At 54.7% G+C, this 15,055-nt stretch carries 13 protein-coding genes; 7 read left to right on the forward strand and 6 right to left on the reverse strand.

The features are described from left to right. Positions 1-88: 88 nt before the first annotated feature. Positions 89-1,588, reverse strand: coding sequence for an aldehyde dehydrogenase family protein (locus SIK69_RS19575; RefSeq protein WP_319786870.1), 1,500 nt, complete (start codon positions 1,586-1,588; stop codon positions 89-91). A gap of 232 nt (positions 1,589-1,820) precedes the next feature. Here SIK69_RS19575 and feaR point away from each other — a divergent pair, with 232 nt between their 5' ends. Beyond that, a complete protein-coding gene (feaR, locus tag SIK69_RS19580) occupies positions 1,821-2,729 on the forward strand; it encodes a transcriptional regulator FeaR (protein WP_319786871.1) in 909 nt (302 codons plus the stop codon). Here feaR and SIK69_RS19585 read toward each other — a convergent pair whose 3' ends face one another. Genes SIK69_RS19585 through SIK69_RS19595 form a run of 3 tightly spaced genes read right to left on the reverse strand, consistent with a single transcriptional unit; the run spans position 2,730 to position 5,894 of the window. Then, the gene (locus SIK69_RS19585; RefSeq protein WP_319630188.1) at positions 2,730-3,053 is read right to left on the reverse strand and encodes a YdbL family probable chaperone protein; all 324 of its coding nucleotides are present in this window, start codon (positions 3,051-3,053) and stop codon (positions 2,730-2,732) included. Between the two features lie 10 nt (positions 3,054-3,063). Further along, on the reverse strand, positions 3,064-3,255 hold the full coding sequence (locus SIK69_RS19590; RefSeq protein ID WP_319630187.1) for a YnbE family lipoprotein: 192 nt from the start codon (positions 3,253-3,255) through the stop codon (positions 3,064-3,066). Continuing rightward, a complete protein-coding gene (locus tag SIK69_RS19595; protein ID WP_319786872.1) occupies positions 3,255-5,894 on the reverse strand; it encodes a YdbH family protein in 2,640 nt (879 codons plus the stop codon). Before SIK69_RS19595 ends, SIK69_RS19590 begins: the two co-directional genes overlap by 1 nt. Before the next feature lie 245 nt (positions 5,895-6,139). On the opposite strand from SIK69_RS19595, the gene SIK69_RS19600 reads away from it, so the two are divergent. Both SIK69_RS19600 and hslJ read left to right on the forward strand, forming a co-directional pair. Further along, positions 6,140-7,129, forward strand: a complete 990-nt coding sequence (locus SIK69_RS19600; protein WP_319630185.1) for a 2-hydroxyacid dehydrogenase — start codon at positions 6,140-6,142, stop codon at positions 7,127-7,129. A gap of 107 nt (positions 7,130-7,236) precedes the next feature. Next, positions 7,237-7,665, forward strand: coding sequence for a heat shock protein HslJ (gene hslJ / locus SIK69_RS19605; protein WP_319630184.1), 429 nt, complete (start codon positions 7,237-7,239; stop codon positions 7,663-7,665). Here hslJ and SIK69_RS19610 read toward each other — a convergent pair. Further along, positions 7,662-7,928 carry a putative hemolysin gene (locus SIK69_RS19610; protein ID WP_319630183.1) on the reverse strand — a complete coding sequence of 89 codons (267 nt, stop codon included), beginning with the start codon at positions 7,926-7,928 and terminating at the stop codon, positions 7,662-7,664. The two genes, hslJ and SIK69_RS19610, sit on opposite strands and share 4 nt — an antisense overlap. 271 nt (positions 7,929-8,199) lie before the next feature. On the opposite strand from SIK69_RS19610, the gene nifJ reads away from it, so the two are divergent. From nifJ to ttcA, 4 genes are all read left to right on the forward strand, one after another. Next, a complete protein-coding gene (gene nifJ, locus SIK69_RS19615; RefSeq protein WP_319630182.1) occupies positions 8,200-11,724 on the forward strand; it encodes a pyruvate:ferredoxin (flavodoxin) oxidoreductase in 3,525 nt (1,174 codons plus the stop codon). A 363-nt stretch (positions 11,725-12,087) separates the two neighbouring features. Further along, complete coding sequence (gene ompC / locus SIK69_RS19620) at positions 12,088-13,209, forward strand: porin OmpC (protein WP_319786873.1); 1,122 nt, start codon at positions 12,088-12,090, stop codon at positions 13,207-13,209. Positions 13,210-13,530: 321 nt separating this feature from the next. Next, a complete protein-coding gene (locus tag SIK69_RS19625; protein ID WP_319786874.1) occupies positions 13,531-13,695 on the forward strand; it encodes a hypothetical protein in 165 nt (54 codons plus the stop codon). A 170-nt stretch (positions 13,696-13,865) separates the two neighbouring features. Continuing rightward, positions 13,866-14,801: a tRNA 2-thiocytidine(32) synthetase TtcA gene (gene ttcA / locus SIK69_RS19630; protein WP_319630179.1), complete on the forward strand. Its 936-nt coding sequence runs from the start codon at positions 13,866-13,868 to the stop codon at positions 14,799-14,801. A 57-nt stretch (positions 14,802-14,858) separates the two neighbouring features. Here the strand turns inward: ttcA and ynaL are convergent, their stop codons facing one another. Then, positions 14,859-14,996, reverse strand: coding sequence for a proline-rich small protein YnaL (gene ynaL / locus SIK69_RS19635; RefSeq protein ID WP_319630178.1), 138 nt, complete (start codon positions 14,994-14,996; stop codon positions 14,859-14,861). Between the last annotated feature and the right edge of the window lie 59 nt (positions 14,997-15,055).

Genomic DNA, 15,055 nt, shown 5'->3' on the forward strand with positions numbered 1-15,055 from the left:
CCGTCATTCAGTCTAACCCCGCCTTTTTTCACGAACTGGCTGCGTACTGATGCTATCACCCTCCCTGATGGGAGGGCTGAACTTATGGCTAGTAACGCACGCACACCGATTTGGTTTCACACCAGCCGTCGAGCCAGTCCGGGCCGAAATCGCGTCCGGTTCCCGACTGTTTCATGCCGCCGAACGGCAGATTCGGGTCGATGAGCGTATGGCTGTTCACCCATACCGTACCCGCCTGTAGCCTGTCGCTGTAGCTCAGCGCCTGCGACAGGTTTTGCGTCCAGATGCTGGCTGTCAGGCCGTATTCAGTTTCGTTCGCCAGGCGTAGCGCTTCATCGCCGTCTGCCACCCGCACCAGGTTCACCACCGGGCCAAATACCTCTTCACGGGTCAGACGCAGATGCGCATCAGGATTCACCACCAGGGTTGGACGCACGTAGTATCCCTCCCCGGCTGGCCCGGCATTGCCGACGATCAGCTCCGCGTTATTCTGTTCGGCTTCATGCAGGAAGGCGGCGACTTTATCGCAGTGTGCACGCGAGGCCAGGGCGTTGATCTGCGCGCTTTCGCTCATCCCCGGCCCGACGCTGAGCGATTTCACTGCCTGCTCAAAGCCGGTGATCAGGGTATCAAACAGCGGCGCTTCGATGTAAATCCGCGAGCTGGCGGCGCACACCTGCCCCTGATTAAGAAAACTCCCCATCATCAGGCCTTCAATGACCCACTGCGGATCTGCGTCTTTCAACACAATCGCTGGATTTTTACCGCCCAGCTCGAGCGTAACACGGGTGAGTCTGTCCGCCGCCGCACGCGCAATCTGTTTCCCGGTGGCCGTCGACCCGGTAAAGCTAACTTTGGCCACCTGTGGATGCGAGGTCAACGCTGCGCCGCATTCCGCCCCGCTGCCGGTCACCACATTAAATACCCCTTCCGGGACGCCCGCTTCGGTAGCCAGTTCCGCCACCCTCAGCAGCGTTAACGGCGTGGTTTCAGATGGCTTGATAACAATCGAGCAGCCTGCCGCCAGGGCGGGCATCACTTTCCACATGCCAATCATCAGCGGGAAGTTCCACGGCACAATGCCTGCCACTACCCCGACCGGCTCTTTACGCGTCCACGCCTGATAGCGTGCCCCCGCCGGAAGCGGAATCGACACATCCAGCGTTTGGCCGGTGATTTTGGTCGCCAGCCCTGCGGTGTAGCGCATCCAGTTCAGGGCACAGGCCACCTCAAACGCCCGAGAAATGTTGATCGATTTCCCCTGTTCCAGGGTTTCCAGCTGCGCCAGCTCTTCGCCATGTTTTTCGACCAAATCGGCAAAGCGCAGCAGGATTCGCTCGCGTTCAGCGGGCAACCGCCCGGCCCAGCGGCGGTCCACGAACGCCCGCCAGGCGGATGTCACCGCCACGTCCACGTCCGCACGGTTTGCATCCGCCGTGCTGGCGATGGCCTTGCCCGTCGCCGGATCCCAGACGGTCAGACGCTTGTCGCTTTGTGACGCCTGCTGTGCGCCGTCAATATAAAGCCCGTGCTGGCGCGCCAGAAATTGTTGCACGCTCTCAAGCAGCGCGACCTGTGAATCAGACATATCAGCTCCTTATTACCTTTTACGCTTTCATCCAGTGTAGAAGCCCGCCGCCTGTTCCGTTTTGGTCTCTCTGTCATTCGCTTTGTCGCCTGTGACAGCCCTCGCAAACAGTGACAATAGTCAGATTGTCACCTGTCGCGGGTGATAGTTCTTTCGTATAGTCACCAGCAGACGCTTGTTTACGCAACATAAATGCAACAATGTGATAGCACTTAGACGGCTGAGGCAGGATATGGCGCAGATGACCGGCAATGAGCAGTTCCAGCGATGGCTGGCCCAGGTAAATCAGGAGTGTGGCAGTTTTGCCGCGCGCCCCTTGGAGGGGGAATTCTTTGGGCATCTGGAAACAGGATATACCCGGGCGCTTAAACTCAGCACCGTCACCTCTGCCAACGTCAATCTCTACCGCACCAAAAATGAGATTAAGAACCATAACGACAGCTGGTTTTACACCGTCTTTCAGCTGGAAGGCTTGGCGACTATTGAGCAAAACAACCGCCAGACGGTTATCCAGCCAGGTGACATAACCCTGGTCGATGCGTCGCGTCCTTGCTCTCTCGTCTGGCAGCAACCCTCACGCCAGATTTCGCTCCTGTTGCCCAGAAGTTTGCTCGAGCAGCAGCTCCGCGTTGGCGAGGCGCATTGCGTGCAGCGCTTGAGCAAAAACCTGCCCATGGTGCAGATGAGCCACCGATTGTTGCAGGAAAGCATGAGTAATCATGAATTGTCTGGCAGCGAAAGCGAGGCGGCGCTGGAAGCCATTGTGTGCCTGTTGCGCCCGGTGTTGCAGCAGCAGGACGTGCAACCCTCGCGGCGTGACCGTCAGTTTGAGAAAGTGATACAGCTGATTGAAAGCCATCTCCAGTCAGAAATGCTGCGTCCGGAATGGCTGGCAAATGAAACGGGAATGTCGGTAAGAAGCTTGTACCGCATGTTTGCTGATAAAGGTCTGGTCGTGGCGCAATACATCAAAAATCGTCGGCTCGATCTCTGCGCCCGCGAACTGCGTAGTGCGGCTGATGACGAAAAGCTGGCGGGGATCGGCTTCAGCTGGGGCTTTACCGATCACAGCCATTTCTCGACCGCATTTCGCCAGCGGTTTGGCATCTCACCGGGGGAATACCGCAAACGTCACCGCTAATTATTTCTTCAGCCACTTCCCGTTCAGGCCCTTCACATACTCGCCCGGCAGCGCACGCGCCACCAGCTTCTGTCCGGCCATTTTCGCCACTTCATCGACCGGTAAATTATTGCTGTCTGCCAGCTGCTGATAGCTTTCGCTGCGGGCATTGTTGATTTTCTTCACCAATGCCAGCGTGTCTTTATCCTGGGTTATCGGTGCCAGATAACCGGTCAGAGTTTCCCCCACTCGCCCCTGACCACGGGCTTCATCCAGGGTTAGCGCCTGCGCGCTTTGACCGATCAACCCCAGGCTCAGAACGGCCATTAACACATATTTTTTCATCGCGGCGGCCTCAGAATAAATCGCTGCGCGATTTCAGAAGGTCTTCAACGTCTTTATCGACCTTGATGTGGATCTCATGTTCGATTTTGACATTCATATTGATGGTTATCGGCTCCTTCGGGGCCGCCACCTCAATGCGCGGCGTACAGCCACTGAGGGTTAAGGCGGCCAGTCCGCTCAGCATGGCGGTTGTTGCTTTCATTATTGCTCCTTACATTCCTTGCCTGCCTGGCAGCCCGGGCCGGGAAGGACCGCGTTTTGCTCAAGCCATGCCTGAAGATTGTCGCCAAAGCGCAAACTGCGCCAGAGATCGAACACGTTCTCTTGATGGGTATAGTTTAAATTGACGGTACTGCTTTTGCCGTCCACCCGCCCGGTGCCAGTCACGGTGGATTGCAGCGTAAGCAGGCCGAGATTATCGAGATTGATTTTGGTCCACGATCGGGAAATTTCCATGTACCGCAGCCAGTTAATGGCGGCCCCGGCGACCATATTGTCTTCCACCACCGCATCGGCGGTGTCTTTGTCCAGACGCAGCGTCATCGGTCCGGGATTCATCAACCAGCCGTCTTTGATTATCCATTTCTCGTTATCCAGCCACAGCGGTAGCGCCCCGCTCACCGGGCCGGACATTGTGAACTGCTTTGGATTCACCGCGCTAATCAGTTCGCTCGATGAGATGTTTTGTACCCGCAGCAGGGCGGGATCGTGCTGCGGCATCCGCAGTTGCAGCATCGACAGTTTCCCGCCGAGAATGTCCACATTGACGTCGCTGAGCAACAGTGGATTGCTTTCGCTCCACGGATAGCTGCCCTGCAAATCGGCGGTAAAGTTTTGTGCCGTCACCTGATTGACGATTTCGCCAATCCGTAGCGATACCGGGCCGCGTGTACCCAATTGCCACACGCCCTCACTAAAGCGAAACGGCAACGCAAAATCCACACCGTTGAGCTGATTATCCGGCATCCAGGCGCTGCCACCTTTCAGTACGCCGTGCCCACCGGCTTCAAAACCCTGTCCCGGTGCGGCGGAAAACGCCACCTGGGCGTACAGTGACCCGTCACGCAGGTTCATTTTCCAGTCAGGTGGTACCAGCGGCTGGAACACCGTCAGTGACTGTTTCGGCCACCAGGCTTGCCCGCGCAGACGTTCACCATCCCAGCGGCCGGTGACCCGCACCGGGCCGATAGCGTGAGCACGCAGATCGCCTTTAAACTGGAACCAGGTCGGATCCCGACCGTCAACGCTAAATTTGAGCGTTGACGGGGGTAACAGGCTTCCGCCGCTGAAATGCGTTTCACCCGCATCCAAAGACAGCGCCCCGGTCAACGACGGATGCGGTTCGTTGCGAACCCAGTGAATCGGTTGATCGAGCACCAACCGTGGCTGGTTCACGGTCATGGTGCCGTATTTTAGCTGGTCGAAGCCAGTCGACAGGCTATTCAGCACAATAGCGCTGTCGCGCCATTCCCCTTCGCCTTTAACATCCCAGCGCGCCTGCATCGGCGTGAAATGCCCGTCGCCCCAGTAGCGCCAACGCCAACTGCCGGTATCCGGCAGGAAGTTGTCGGCCTGTCCATCGAGGTGTAATGAAAAATCGCCCATCTCTTGCTCGTGCGCGCGTAAAATTGCCTGAAGTCGGCCATCTACGCCCTCTCGACTGAGATGCACTCCCGCCAGCGGCCAGCGAATTTCATCAATGTTTAGCGAGTCAATAATACGTCCGCGAGAGCGCAGCAGCGAACCGGGCTCAAAACCGAGTTTGGGGTCAGTCAGCGGGCCGCTGAGTTGCGCCGGAAGAATAGCGTACAGCACCAGACTGTCATATTTGGCTTCGCCGGTGAGCTGTAGCGGCATGGCGCTATTATCCATGCTGAGCCTGCCTGGCCCGATGGTTAGCACGGCGTTACCTTTCCCGGCCACGCCGTGTGTCAGCACATTCAGGCGGCCGCTGATCAGCATTTTATCCAACCCCTGTTGCCAGTTATCTACCTTCAGGCCCAGTCTGCCGCTCAGCGGAATGCCTTCCAGCCACGGCCAGTTCCAGCGTCCATCACTGATGGTCAGACGCTCACGGGTCAGTTCCCACGGCACATCAAGCAACGGTTCCGTATTTCCTCGTTCCATCATCAGCAGTTGGCCCTGATTCTCACGCCACTCGAGTTCGGCATCGACGAGGGTAGAAGGATTGGGGACCTGGAAGGTGGACACCACATGACCGTTGACCGGCAGGCCATCAGGCACCAGCGGCAGGGTGAACTCCCCCACCAGTTTAATCGGCGGCTTGTCGTCCTGCACTTGCGCCTCAAAGCGTTTGACGGTCAGCTTTTGTCCTTTCAGGTTGGCCTGTAAATCGACAGCATCGCCGTTGTAGCTCAGTTCCTGCATTGACGGCGTCAATGATACCGCCAGCTTGCCCTGCCATTTTTCCCACGGCGACAGACGCAACTGGTCGATAGTCAACCAGCTGTTAGGCAGCATCGATTGCCATTCGGCGAGGCTACGCGGCGCGCCCGGCGTCGGCGTGCTTTCAGGGAGTTTGCTCAGACAAACGGAATTGATATCGAGTGCGCCGATGTGTAACCGCCAGCGGCTCGGGTGCGACAGTTCGGCGTCGTTTACCTGCGCCAACTGGCAGTCGCCCACCAGATAGCGCAACGCGGGAATGTGCAACGCATTCCGGGTGATTCGAGGACTTTGATCGAGCGCGATTCGCGTACCCGCCGGGAGCCAGATCCCGGCCAAGGTCGGCACCCAATGCGTCAACGTCAACAACAGCGTGAGCGGCAGAAGAATCAGTAACAGCAGTAGCGCAATCGCGGCTTTCCAGGTACCCTTCATGGGCGGTTAACATCCTGATTTGTTGTAATTAAAAGCCGAAGTGGCGCGTATTGTGGCATGTTTAGCCCACCCGTTAAAGTCACCGTCAGGTTTAAGCATAGATGTTGAAGTTTGTCCCTTCCTGAAACAACTGCAATTCATGCTCTACACTCTCTGTATAACCTGATGATTAAACTAAAGTTTAAAATTTGTATGATTATTTGAAATATGCTACCGTGACGTTAATATCACTGGAGAAAAGTCTTATGAAAATCGCAGTTTACAGCACAAAGCAGTACGATAAAAAGTATCTGCAAGATGTTAATGATGCATTTGGCTTTGAACTTGAATTTTTCGACTTCCTTTTAAGCGAGAAAACCGCCAAAACAGCTAACGGCTGCGACGCGGTGTGTATTTTCGTTAACGATGACGGCAGTCGCCCGGTCCTGGAAGAGCTGAAAAAACAGGGTGTGAAGTACATCGCCCTGCGCTGCGCGGGCTTCAATAATGTCGATCTAGATGCCGCGAAAGAGTTCGGTTTGCGCGTGGTTCGCGTTCCGGCCTATTCGCCGGAAGCCGTCGCCGAGCATGCCATTGGCCTGATGATGTCATTGAACCGTCGTATTCACCGTGCCTATCAACGCACCCGTGACGCCAACTTCTCGCTGGAAGGTCTGTGCGGCTTCACTATGCACGGTAAAACAGCGGGCGTGGTCGGCACCGGGAAAATCGGGGTCGCCACACTGCGTATTTTGAAAGGCTTCGGCATGAAGCTGCTGGCGTTCGATCCGTATCCGAGCGCAGCCGCGCTGGATTTGGGCGTTGAATATGTCGATTTGCCCACCCTGTTCTCGCAGTCGGACGTTATCTCCCTGCACTGCCCCCTGACGCCAGAAAACTATCATCTGCTGAACCACAACGCGTTCGAACAGATGAAAGACGGCGTGATGGTGATCAACACCAGTCGCGGCGGCCTGATTGATTCGCAGGCGGCGATTGAAGCGTTGAAAAATCAGAAAATTGGCGCGCTGGGGATGGACGTGTATGAGAACGAACGCGATCTGTTCTTTGAAGATAAGTCGAACGACGTTATCCAGGATGACGTGTTCCGTCGCCTGTCAGCCTGCCACAACGTGCTGTTTACCGGTCATCAGGCGTTCCTGACCGCCGAAGCGCTGACCAGCATTTCAGAAACCACGCTGGAAAACCTGCGCCTGATCGATAACGGCGACGCTACGCCGAACGCACTGGTTTAACCATTCTTGCTCCCCGCCCTCGGGGAGCATTTTCAGATAAGCCCTGGTCACACGCCTCAGACTAGAGTGTCATTCTGATTCAGAATTATTTATTTGGTGAATATCTAATGAACAATAAGAAAGTGAGCGTAGCGCTGCTGGCTACAGGAATGATGCTGGCGGGCTGCGTGTCCACCAGCAAAGTGACGACCCAGCCGGAGCAGCTTCAGCACCATCGTTTTGTGCTGGAAAGTGTGAACGGTAACAATGTAACCAGTCAAAAGCCACTCGAACTGAGCTTTGGCGAAAAAATGCATATCTCCGGCAACATGTGTAATCAGTTTACCGGGGAAGGAAAGCTGTCTGACGGCGAGCTGAAAGTGAAAAATCTGGCCATGACCCGCATGATGTGTACCGATCCGCAGCTGAATCAGCTGGACAGTACCCTGAGCGCGATGCTGCACGATGGTGTGCAGGTTGACCTCACCGAAAACCAGTTAACGTTAGCCACGTCAAATGATTCGCTGGTGTATAAGCTCGCCGATCTGATGAACTAATAGTTACCGCAGGTTCCGGTGGCAAGCGACTGCTCGCTGCATCGCTTGCCATTGGGTAATGCGCACATCCCGATAGCGGAACCGTCAAGCTGACGGGCTACCGATAATGCCCCTCCAATCATCGCGCAATTCGCCTGCCCGGAACCTGACATTGCCGCACGCATTCCTGGCGTGACGTGTGCCGCCGTGGCCTGCTGTTCTGGTTCACTGCTGCATGCCGATAACAACAGTGCCGCGCACCCTACCCAAAAAGCTGCTCGCATTCTTTTCATTCCCCCGTCATATACATTCGCAAAACCTGTTCATAATAGGCAGCAAGCGGCCTGCCGTCGAGAGACGAGGCGCGCATTTCATCGTTCTGAAACATTTGCTGGCAATTTAATGGCGTTTAATTGATCTCTTCACGGGTCAAACAATCATCAAGGACACAAAAGCAAAAATGGCTTTTCCCGTGCTTTGCTAAAATAGAAGGATAACTACAGGACTCGTCGACGTATCACGGGTCCCTTTTCTTGCGCAATGTAAGGGTGTCACATGATTACAACCGACGGTAATGGCGCGTGCGCCTCGGTGGCGTTCCGCACCAGCGAAGTGATCGCCATCTACCCGATCACCCCCAGCTCAACGATGGCAGAACAAGCCGATGCCTGGGCGGGGAACGGACTGAAAAACGTCTGGGGTGATGTGCCTCGGGTGGTGGAAATGCAATCCGAGGCAGGAGCAATTGCTGCAGTGCATGGCGCGTTGCAGACCGGTGCCCTCTCCACCTCCTTTACCTCTTCCCAGGGATTGTTGTTGATGATCCCAACTCTGTACAAACTGGCCGGTCAATTGACGCCGTTTGTGCTGCACGTCGCCGCGCGAACCGTGGCCACACACGCGCTATCGATTTTTGGTGATCACTCCGACGTGATGGCGATTCGTCAAACCGGCTGTGCGATGCTCAGCGCCGCCAATGTGCAGGAAGCGCAGGATTTTGCGCTAATCTCGCATATCGCCACCCTCAAAAGCCGCGTGCCTTTCATTCATTTCTTTGATGGTTTCCGCACCTCGCATGAAATCAACAAAATCGTGCCGCTGGCGGATGACACTATTCTCAATCTGCTGCCTCAGGCAGAAATTGACGCGCACCGTGAACGCGCCCTGAACCCGGAGCATCCGGTTATCCGTGGCACCTCCGCCAATCCGGATACCTATTTCCAGTCGCGTGAAGCGACCAACCCGTGGTACGACGCGGTTTACGCCCACGTTGAGCAGGCAATGAACGATTTCGCCGCTGCGACCGGTCGCCAGTACAAACCGTTTGAGTATTACGGGCATCCGCAGGCCGAACGGGTCATCGTGTTGATGGGTTCCGGGATCGGCACCTGTGAAGAAGTGGTCGATGAACTGCTGACCCGTGGCGAGAAAGTCGGGGTGCTGAAAGTACGTCTGTATCGTCCGTTCTCCGCGGAGCATCTATTGGCAGCGATCCCGGACAGCGTAAAAACCCTCGCGGTCCTGGACCGTACCAAAGAACCAGGTGCACACGCCGAACCGCTGTATCTCGACGTGATGACCGCCCTGGCGGAAGCCTTTAATCGCGGCGAGCGTGAAACCTTGCCTCGGGTGATCGGCGGCCGCTATGGCCTCTCATCGAAAGAGTTTGGTCCGGACTGCGTGCTGGCGGTGTTCAATGAGCTGAGCGCTGCCAAACCTAAACCGCGCTTCACCGTCGGCATTTACGACGATGTGACTAACCTTTCCCTGCCGCTGCCAGAAAACACCCTGCCGTCCACCGCCAAACTTGAAGCGCTGTTTTACGGGCTGGGCAGCGACGGCAGCGTGTCAGCCACCAAGAACAACATCAAAATTATCGGTAACTCGACGCCGTGGTACGCCCAGGGCTATTTCGTGTATGACTCGAAAAAAGCCGGTGGCCTGACGGTGTCGCATTTACGCGTGTCTGAGCAGCCTGTGCGCTCAGCATATCTGGTATCGCAGGCTGATTTTGTCGGCTGTCATCAGTTGCAGTTTATCGACAAATACCCGATGGCAGAGCGGCTGAAACCCGGCGGCATTTTCTTGCTCAATACGCCGTACAGCGCCGATGAGGTGTGGTCGCGTCTGCCGCAGGAAGTTCAGGCGGTACTCAATCAGAAACAGGCCCGATTTTACGTGGTCAACGCCGCCAAAATTGCCCGTGAATGCGGTCTGGCGGCACGCATCAATACCGTGATGCAGATGGCTTTCTTCCAGCTGACGCAAATTCTGCCCGGCGACAGTGCGCTGGTCGAACTACAGGGCGCGATCGCCAAAAGCTACAGCAGTAAAGGTCAAGAGCTGGTTGAGCGTAACTGGCAGGCGCTGGCAATGGCGCGCGAACTGTTGGCTGAAGTGACACTCCAGCCGGTTGATACGAATAGCCCGAATCGTCCGCCGGTGGTTTCCGATGCCGCGCCTGATTTTGTCAAAACCGTGACCGCCGCCATGCTGGCGGGACTGGGCGATGCACTTCCCGTTTCGGCCCTGCCGCCAGATGGCACCTGGCCGGTCGGCACCACCCGTTGGGAAAAACGCAATATCGCCGAAGAAATTCCTATCTGGAAAGAGGATCTCTGTACCCAGTGCAACCACTGCGTCGCGGCCTGCCCGCACTCGGCCATTCGCGCCAAAGTGGTTTCGCCTGAGGAGATGGAACACGCCCCTGCCAGCCTGCATTCGCTGGACGTGAAGTCCCGCGATATGCGCGGGCAGAAATACGTCCTTCAGGTGGCTCCGGAAGACTGCACCGGCTGTAATCTGTGCGTCGAAGTCTGCCCGGCGAAAGACCGTCAGGATCCTGAGATCAAGGCCATCAATATGATGTCGCGCCTTGAGCACGTCGAAGAAGAAAAAGTGAATTATGACTTCTTCCTCGACTTGCCGGAAATTGACAAAAACAAACTGGAACGCATCGATATTCGTACCTCACAGCTGATCACCCCACTGTTCGAATACTCGGGTGCCTGTTCCGGCTGCGGCGAAACGCCGTACATCAAGCTGCTGACCCAGCTGTATGGTGACCGAATGATGATTGCCAACGCCACCGGCTGCTCATCTATTTATGGCGGCAACCTGCCCTCCACCCCGTATACCACCGACATTAACGGTCGCGGCCCGGCGTGGGCGAATTCATTGTTCGAAGATAACGCTGAATTCGGCCTCGGATTCCGTTTGTCGGTCGATCAGCATCGGCAACGCGTAATGCGGCTGCTCGAGACCTTCGCCGATAAACTGCCCGCCGATCTGAACGAGGCTTTACATGCTGACGCTACGCCGGACGCGCGTCGGGAGCAGGTTGCAGCGTTACGTCAGCACCTACAGGGCGTGGACGAGGCTGTCGAACTGTTGACCGATGCCGATGCGCTGGTTGAGAAATCGATCTGGCTGATTGGCGGCGACGGCTGGGCCTACGACATTGGCTTTGGTGGCCTCGATCACGTGCTGAGCCTGACCGAAAACGTCAACATTCTGGTGCTTGATACCCAGTGTTATTCCAACACCGGCGGTCAGGCATCGAAAGCGACACCGCTCGGGGCTGTGACCAAGTTTGGTGAGCACGGCAAGCGTAAAGCGCGTAAGGATTTGGGTGTGAGCATGATGATGTACGGTCATGTCTACGTCGCACAAATATCGCTGGGCGCGCAGCTCAACCAGACGGTGAAAGCCATTCAGGAAGCGGAAGCGTATCCAGGCCCGTCGCTGATCATTGCCTACAGTCCGTGCGAGGAGCATGGCTATGACCTGGCCCTGAGTCACGATCAGATGCGCCAGCTCACCGCTACCGGCTTCTGGCCGCTGTATCGCTTTGATCCACGTCGGGTCGATGAAGGCAAACTCCCACTGGCACTGGATTCACGTCCGCCATCAGATGCCCTCGCCGACACGCTGATGAAAGAGCAACGTTTCCGTCGTCTGAATGCGCAGCAGCCTGAGGTTGCCGAGCAGCTGTGGAAAGATGCGGCGGCTGATTTGCAAAAACGCTACGACTTCCTGGCGCAGATGGCAGGTAAGGCGGAAAAATCAGCCAGCGATTAACCGTCACTCGTTTATTTATTTTTAAATAAAAAAAGCCCGAACAATTGTTCGGGCTTGTCATTTGAATATTGACAAATATAGAAATCATATAACGACACACAGCAACATAACTATTTGCGTGACAATATAGGCATATAACGCGCGCATCATATCCGGATTTATCTTGTGTGTATAATTCCCACCGCAAATGAATCACACCAACACATTCACCGAATCAATCAAGATTACAGTTGAATTATTTTATGCAGAATTTACTCATATAGTAACAATTGAATCTTACCTTCTTTAGATATCTCTCCATTAGCATGGCCCTACTTCCCTTAAGGAAGGCAGAGCATAAAAACAGCTTAAAGGATTATTAAAATGAAAAGAAAAGTACTGGCACTCGTTATCCCTGCATTATTAAGCGCAGGCGCTGTTCACGCGGCAGAAATCTATAACAAAGACGGCAACAAACTCGACCTGTACGGTAAAGTTGATGGTCTGCACTACTTCTCCGATAACAATGGTGCAAACGGCGATCAGTCTTACATCCGTTTAGGTTTCAAAGGTGAAACTCAAATTACCGACCAGCTGACCGGTTACGGCCAGTGGGAATACAACGTTCAGGCGAACAACACCGAGGGCTCTAGCGATCAGGCATGGACTCGTCTGGGCTTCGCCGGTCTGAAATTCGGCGACTACGGCTCATTCGACTACGGTCGTAACTACGGCGTTCTGTACGACGTAGAAGCATGGACCGACGTCCTGCCAGAGTTCGGTGGCGATTCTTATTCCAAAGCCGACAACTTCATGACTGGCCGTGCTAACGGTGTCGCAACCTACCGTAACAGCGACTTCTTCGGTTTGGTTGATGGCCTGAACTTTGCTGTTCAGTACCAGGGCAAGAACGAGAACCCAGGTTCTGGCGAAGGTACCAACAACAACAATGGCCGTAACCTGAAAAATGCGAACGGCGACGGTTGGGGTATCTCCACCACCTATGACTTCGGCGAAGGCTTCAGCGCAGCTGCTGCGTATGCGTCTTCTGACCGTACTAACGACCAGATCAACTACTCAACTGCCGGCGGCGATAAAGCTGACGCATGGACTGCTGGTCTGAAATATGACGCCAATAACATCTACCTGGCGACCATGTATTCTGAAACCCGCAACATGACGCCATATGGTGACCAGGATACTACCGTTGCGAACAAAACGCAGAACTTCGAAGTGACTGCTCAGTACCAGTTCGATTTCGGTCTGCGTCCGGAAGTGTCCTACCTCCAGTCTAAAGGTAAGAACCTGAACAACATCGACGGGACTTCCGCTGGCGATCAGGATCTGCTGAAATATGTTTCTGTTGGTGCGACCTACTACTTCAACAAAAACATGTCCACCTACGTTGATTACAAAATCAACCTGCTGGATGACAACACCTTCACCAACAATAACGGCATCAACACCGATGACGTTGTTGCTTTAGGTCTGGTTTACCAGTTCTAATTTCGGCACACTGTGTTGTAATATACACCCGCCCTCACCGGCGGGTTTTTTTATCCCTTATTTCAGCGATGACCGTAAATATCCCCACAAGTTCCTCAGGAATGTCTCATCTGTAAGAAACGGCTGATTTAAATGTAACAGCGCTCAAATGCGAGGCGGCTATTTCCACCGCACAAAATGAATAAAACGCCCTGCCGAGCGATTATTTTTTGCGCAACGTGGAGTATATTGCGCAAACCCGGAAGTCTATTTTTAATACTATCCGTTTTTCTTCCGGTTTTACTGCACTACAGTGGTTTTATCCCAACTGGAGATAAAATCATGAATAGTGTCCACACCTGGTTACGCAACCTCAAAAGTGCCTGGTTGAATGAACATTCCAATTGCCACGGCCTTGGCCCGCTTTACCTGACGCCTGCGCAACGTTACGCCCTGCTGAAAGAACTGATGATGCCGGTCAGTGAAAGCAAAAAACCGGGCAACTAAATCCGTTGCGACAGAAATCACGCTGGCATTCGGCGCTGTAATCCGTACCATACACGCCAGATTATCGATAGGGCAGCCGCAGATTATTGCTACAATCCATCATGAATCCAGATGTTCGTCAGTGCTCCTGACGCTGGCTGCCATTTACCTACGACCAGAGCCATCATTAAATGTCGCAAAATCAAGAAATTAGCAAAAAAGAAACTTATAACCTGAACAAACTTCAAAAACGTCTGCGTCGTAACGTGGGCGAAGCCATTGCCGACTACAACATGATTGAAGAAGGCGATCGCATTATGGTGTGTCTGTCAGGCGGCAAAGACAGCTACACGATGCTCGAAATTTTACGCAATTTACAGCAGAGCGCCCCGGTCAATTTCAGCCTGGTGGCGGTTAACCTCGATCAGAAACAGCCTGGTTTCCCGGAACACATTCTGCCAGCGTATCTCGAGAATCTCGGCGTTGAATACAAGATTGTCGAAGAGAACACCTACGGCATCGTTAAAGAGAAGATCCCCGAAGGTAAAACCACCTGCTCCCTCTGCTCTCGTCTGCGCCGTGGCATTTTGTATCGCACTGCTACCGAACTGGGCGCGACCAAAATCGCCCTCGGGCACCATCGCGACGACATTTTGCAAACCCTGTTCCTCAATATGTTCTACGGCGGAAAAATGAAAGGCATGCCGCCGAAGCTGATGAGCGACGACGGGAAGCACATTGTTATTCGCCCGCTGGCCTACTGCCGCGAGAAAGACATCGAGCGCTTCTCGCAGGCGAAAGCATTCCCGATTATTCCATGCAACCTGTGTGGCTCGCAGCCAAACCTGCAACGCCAGGTGATTGGCGATATGCTGCGCGACTGGGATAAACGTTATCCGGGCCGTATTGAAACCATGTTCAGTGCGATGCAGAATGTTGTGCCTTCTCACCTGTGCGATACCGAATTGTTCGACTTTAAAGGTCTGCAACACGGCGCAGAAGTCGTGAACGGCGGTGATTTGGCGTTTGACCGGGAAGAGATCCCTTTGCAGCCTGCGGGATGGCAGCCAGAAGAGGAAGAAAACGACGTCATGGCAAATCGCCTGGATATCGTCGAAATCAAATAAGTCTGCAGCTGAATAATGATGAAGCCCTCTTTCGAGGGCTTTTTTTATGTCCCCGCGTTACGCATAAGGCGGCGGGTCGATAATCGGATGCGGATCGGGATCAAGGGGGGGATCGGGGATCGGCTGTGGCCGGGGAATAGGGTCAGGCACCGGAACAGGATCGGTCGGAATCGGGTCGCTCAGTCGCCACGTCATGTTTGCCTCCAGGTCGTCGGGTGTACTCTTAAGGGTAGAAGCTGGACAGCCGGAGGCAA

The organism is Scandinavium lactucae, assembly GCF_033843265.1.
Taxonomy (GTDB): Bacteria; Pseudomonadota; Gammaproteobacteria; order Enterobacterales; family Enterobacteriaceae; genus Scandinavium; species Scandinavium lactucae.

Excerpts from the sequence above, each read along its gene's own strand:
- SIK69_RS19575 (WP_319786870.1), bottom strand. The coding sequence starts at position 1,588 with ATGTCTGATTCACAGGTCGCGCTGCTTGAGAGCGTGCAACAATTTCTG.
- feaR (WP_319786871.1), top strand. The coding sequence starts at position 1,821 with ATGGCGCAGATGACCGGCAATGAGCAGTTCCAGCGATGGCTGGCCCAG.
- SIK69_RS19585 (WP_319630188.1), bottom strand. The coding sequence starts at position 3,053 with ATGAAAAAATATGTGTTAATGGCCGTTCTGAGCCTGGGGTTGATCGGT.
- SIK69_RS19590 (WP_319630187.1), bottom strand. The coding sequence starts at position 3,255 with ATGAAAGCAACAACCGCCATGCTGAGCGGACTGGCCGCCTTAACCCTC.
- SIK69_RS19595 (WP_319786872.1), bottom strand. The coding sequence starts at position 5,894 with ATGAAGGGTACCTGGAAAGCCGCGATTGCGCTACTGCTGTTACTGATT.
- SIK69_RS19600 (WP_319630185.1), top strand. The coding sequence starts at position 6,140 with ATGAAAATCGCAGTTTACAGCACAAAGCAGTACGATAAAAAGTATCTG.
- hslJ (WP_319630184.1), top strand. The coding sequence starts at position 7,237 with ATGAACAATAAGAAAGTGAGCGTAGCGCTGCTGGCTACAGGAATGATG.
- SIK69_RS19610 (WP_319630183.1), bottom strand. The coding sequence starts at position 7,928 with ATGCGAGCAGCTTTTTGGGTAGGGTGCGCGGCACTGTTGTTATCGGCA.
- nifJ (WP_319630182.1), top strand. The coding sequence starts at position 8,200 with ATGATTACAACCGACGGTAATGGCGCGTGCGCCTCGGTGGCGTTCCGC.
- ompC (WP_319786873.1), top strand. The coding sequence starts at position 12,088 with ATGAAAAGAAAAGTACTGGCACTCGTTATCCCTGCATTATTAAGCGCA.
- SIK69_RS19625 (WP_319786874.1), top strand. The coding sequence starts at position 13,531 with ATGAATAGTGTCCACACCTGGTTACGCAACCTCAAAAGTGCCTGGTTG.
- ttcA (WP_319630179.1), top strand. The coding sequence starts at position 13,866 with ATGTCGCAAAATCAAGAAATTAGCAAAAAAGAAACTTATAACCTGAAC.
- ynaL (WP_319630178.1), bottom strand. The coding sequence starts at position 14,996 with ATGACGTGGCGACTGAGCGACCCGATTCCGACCGATCCTGTTCCGGTG.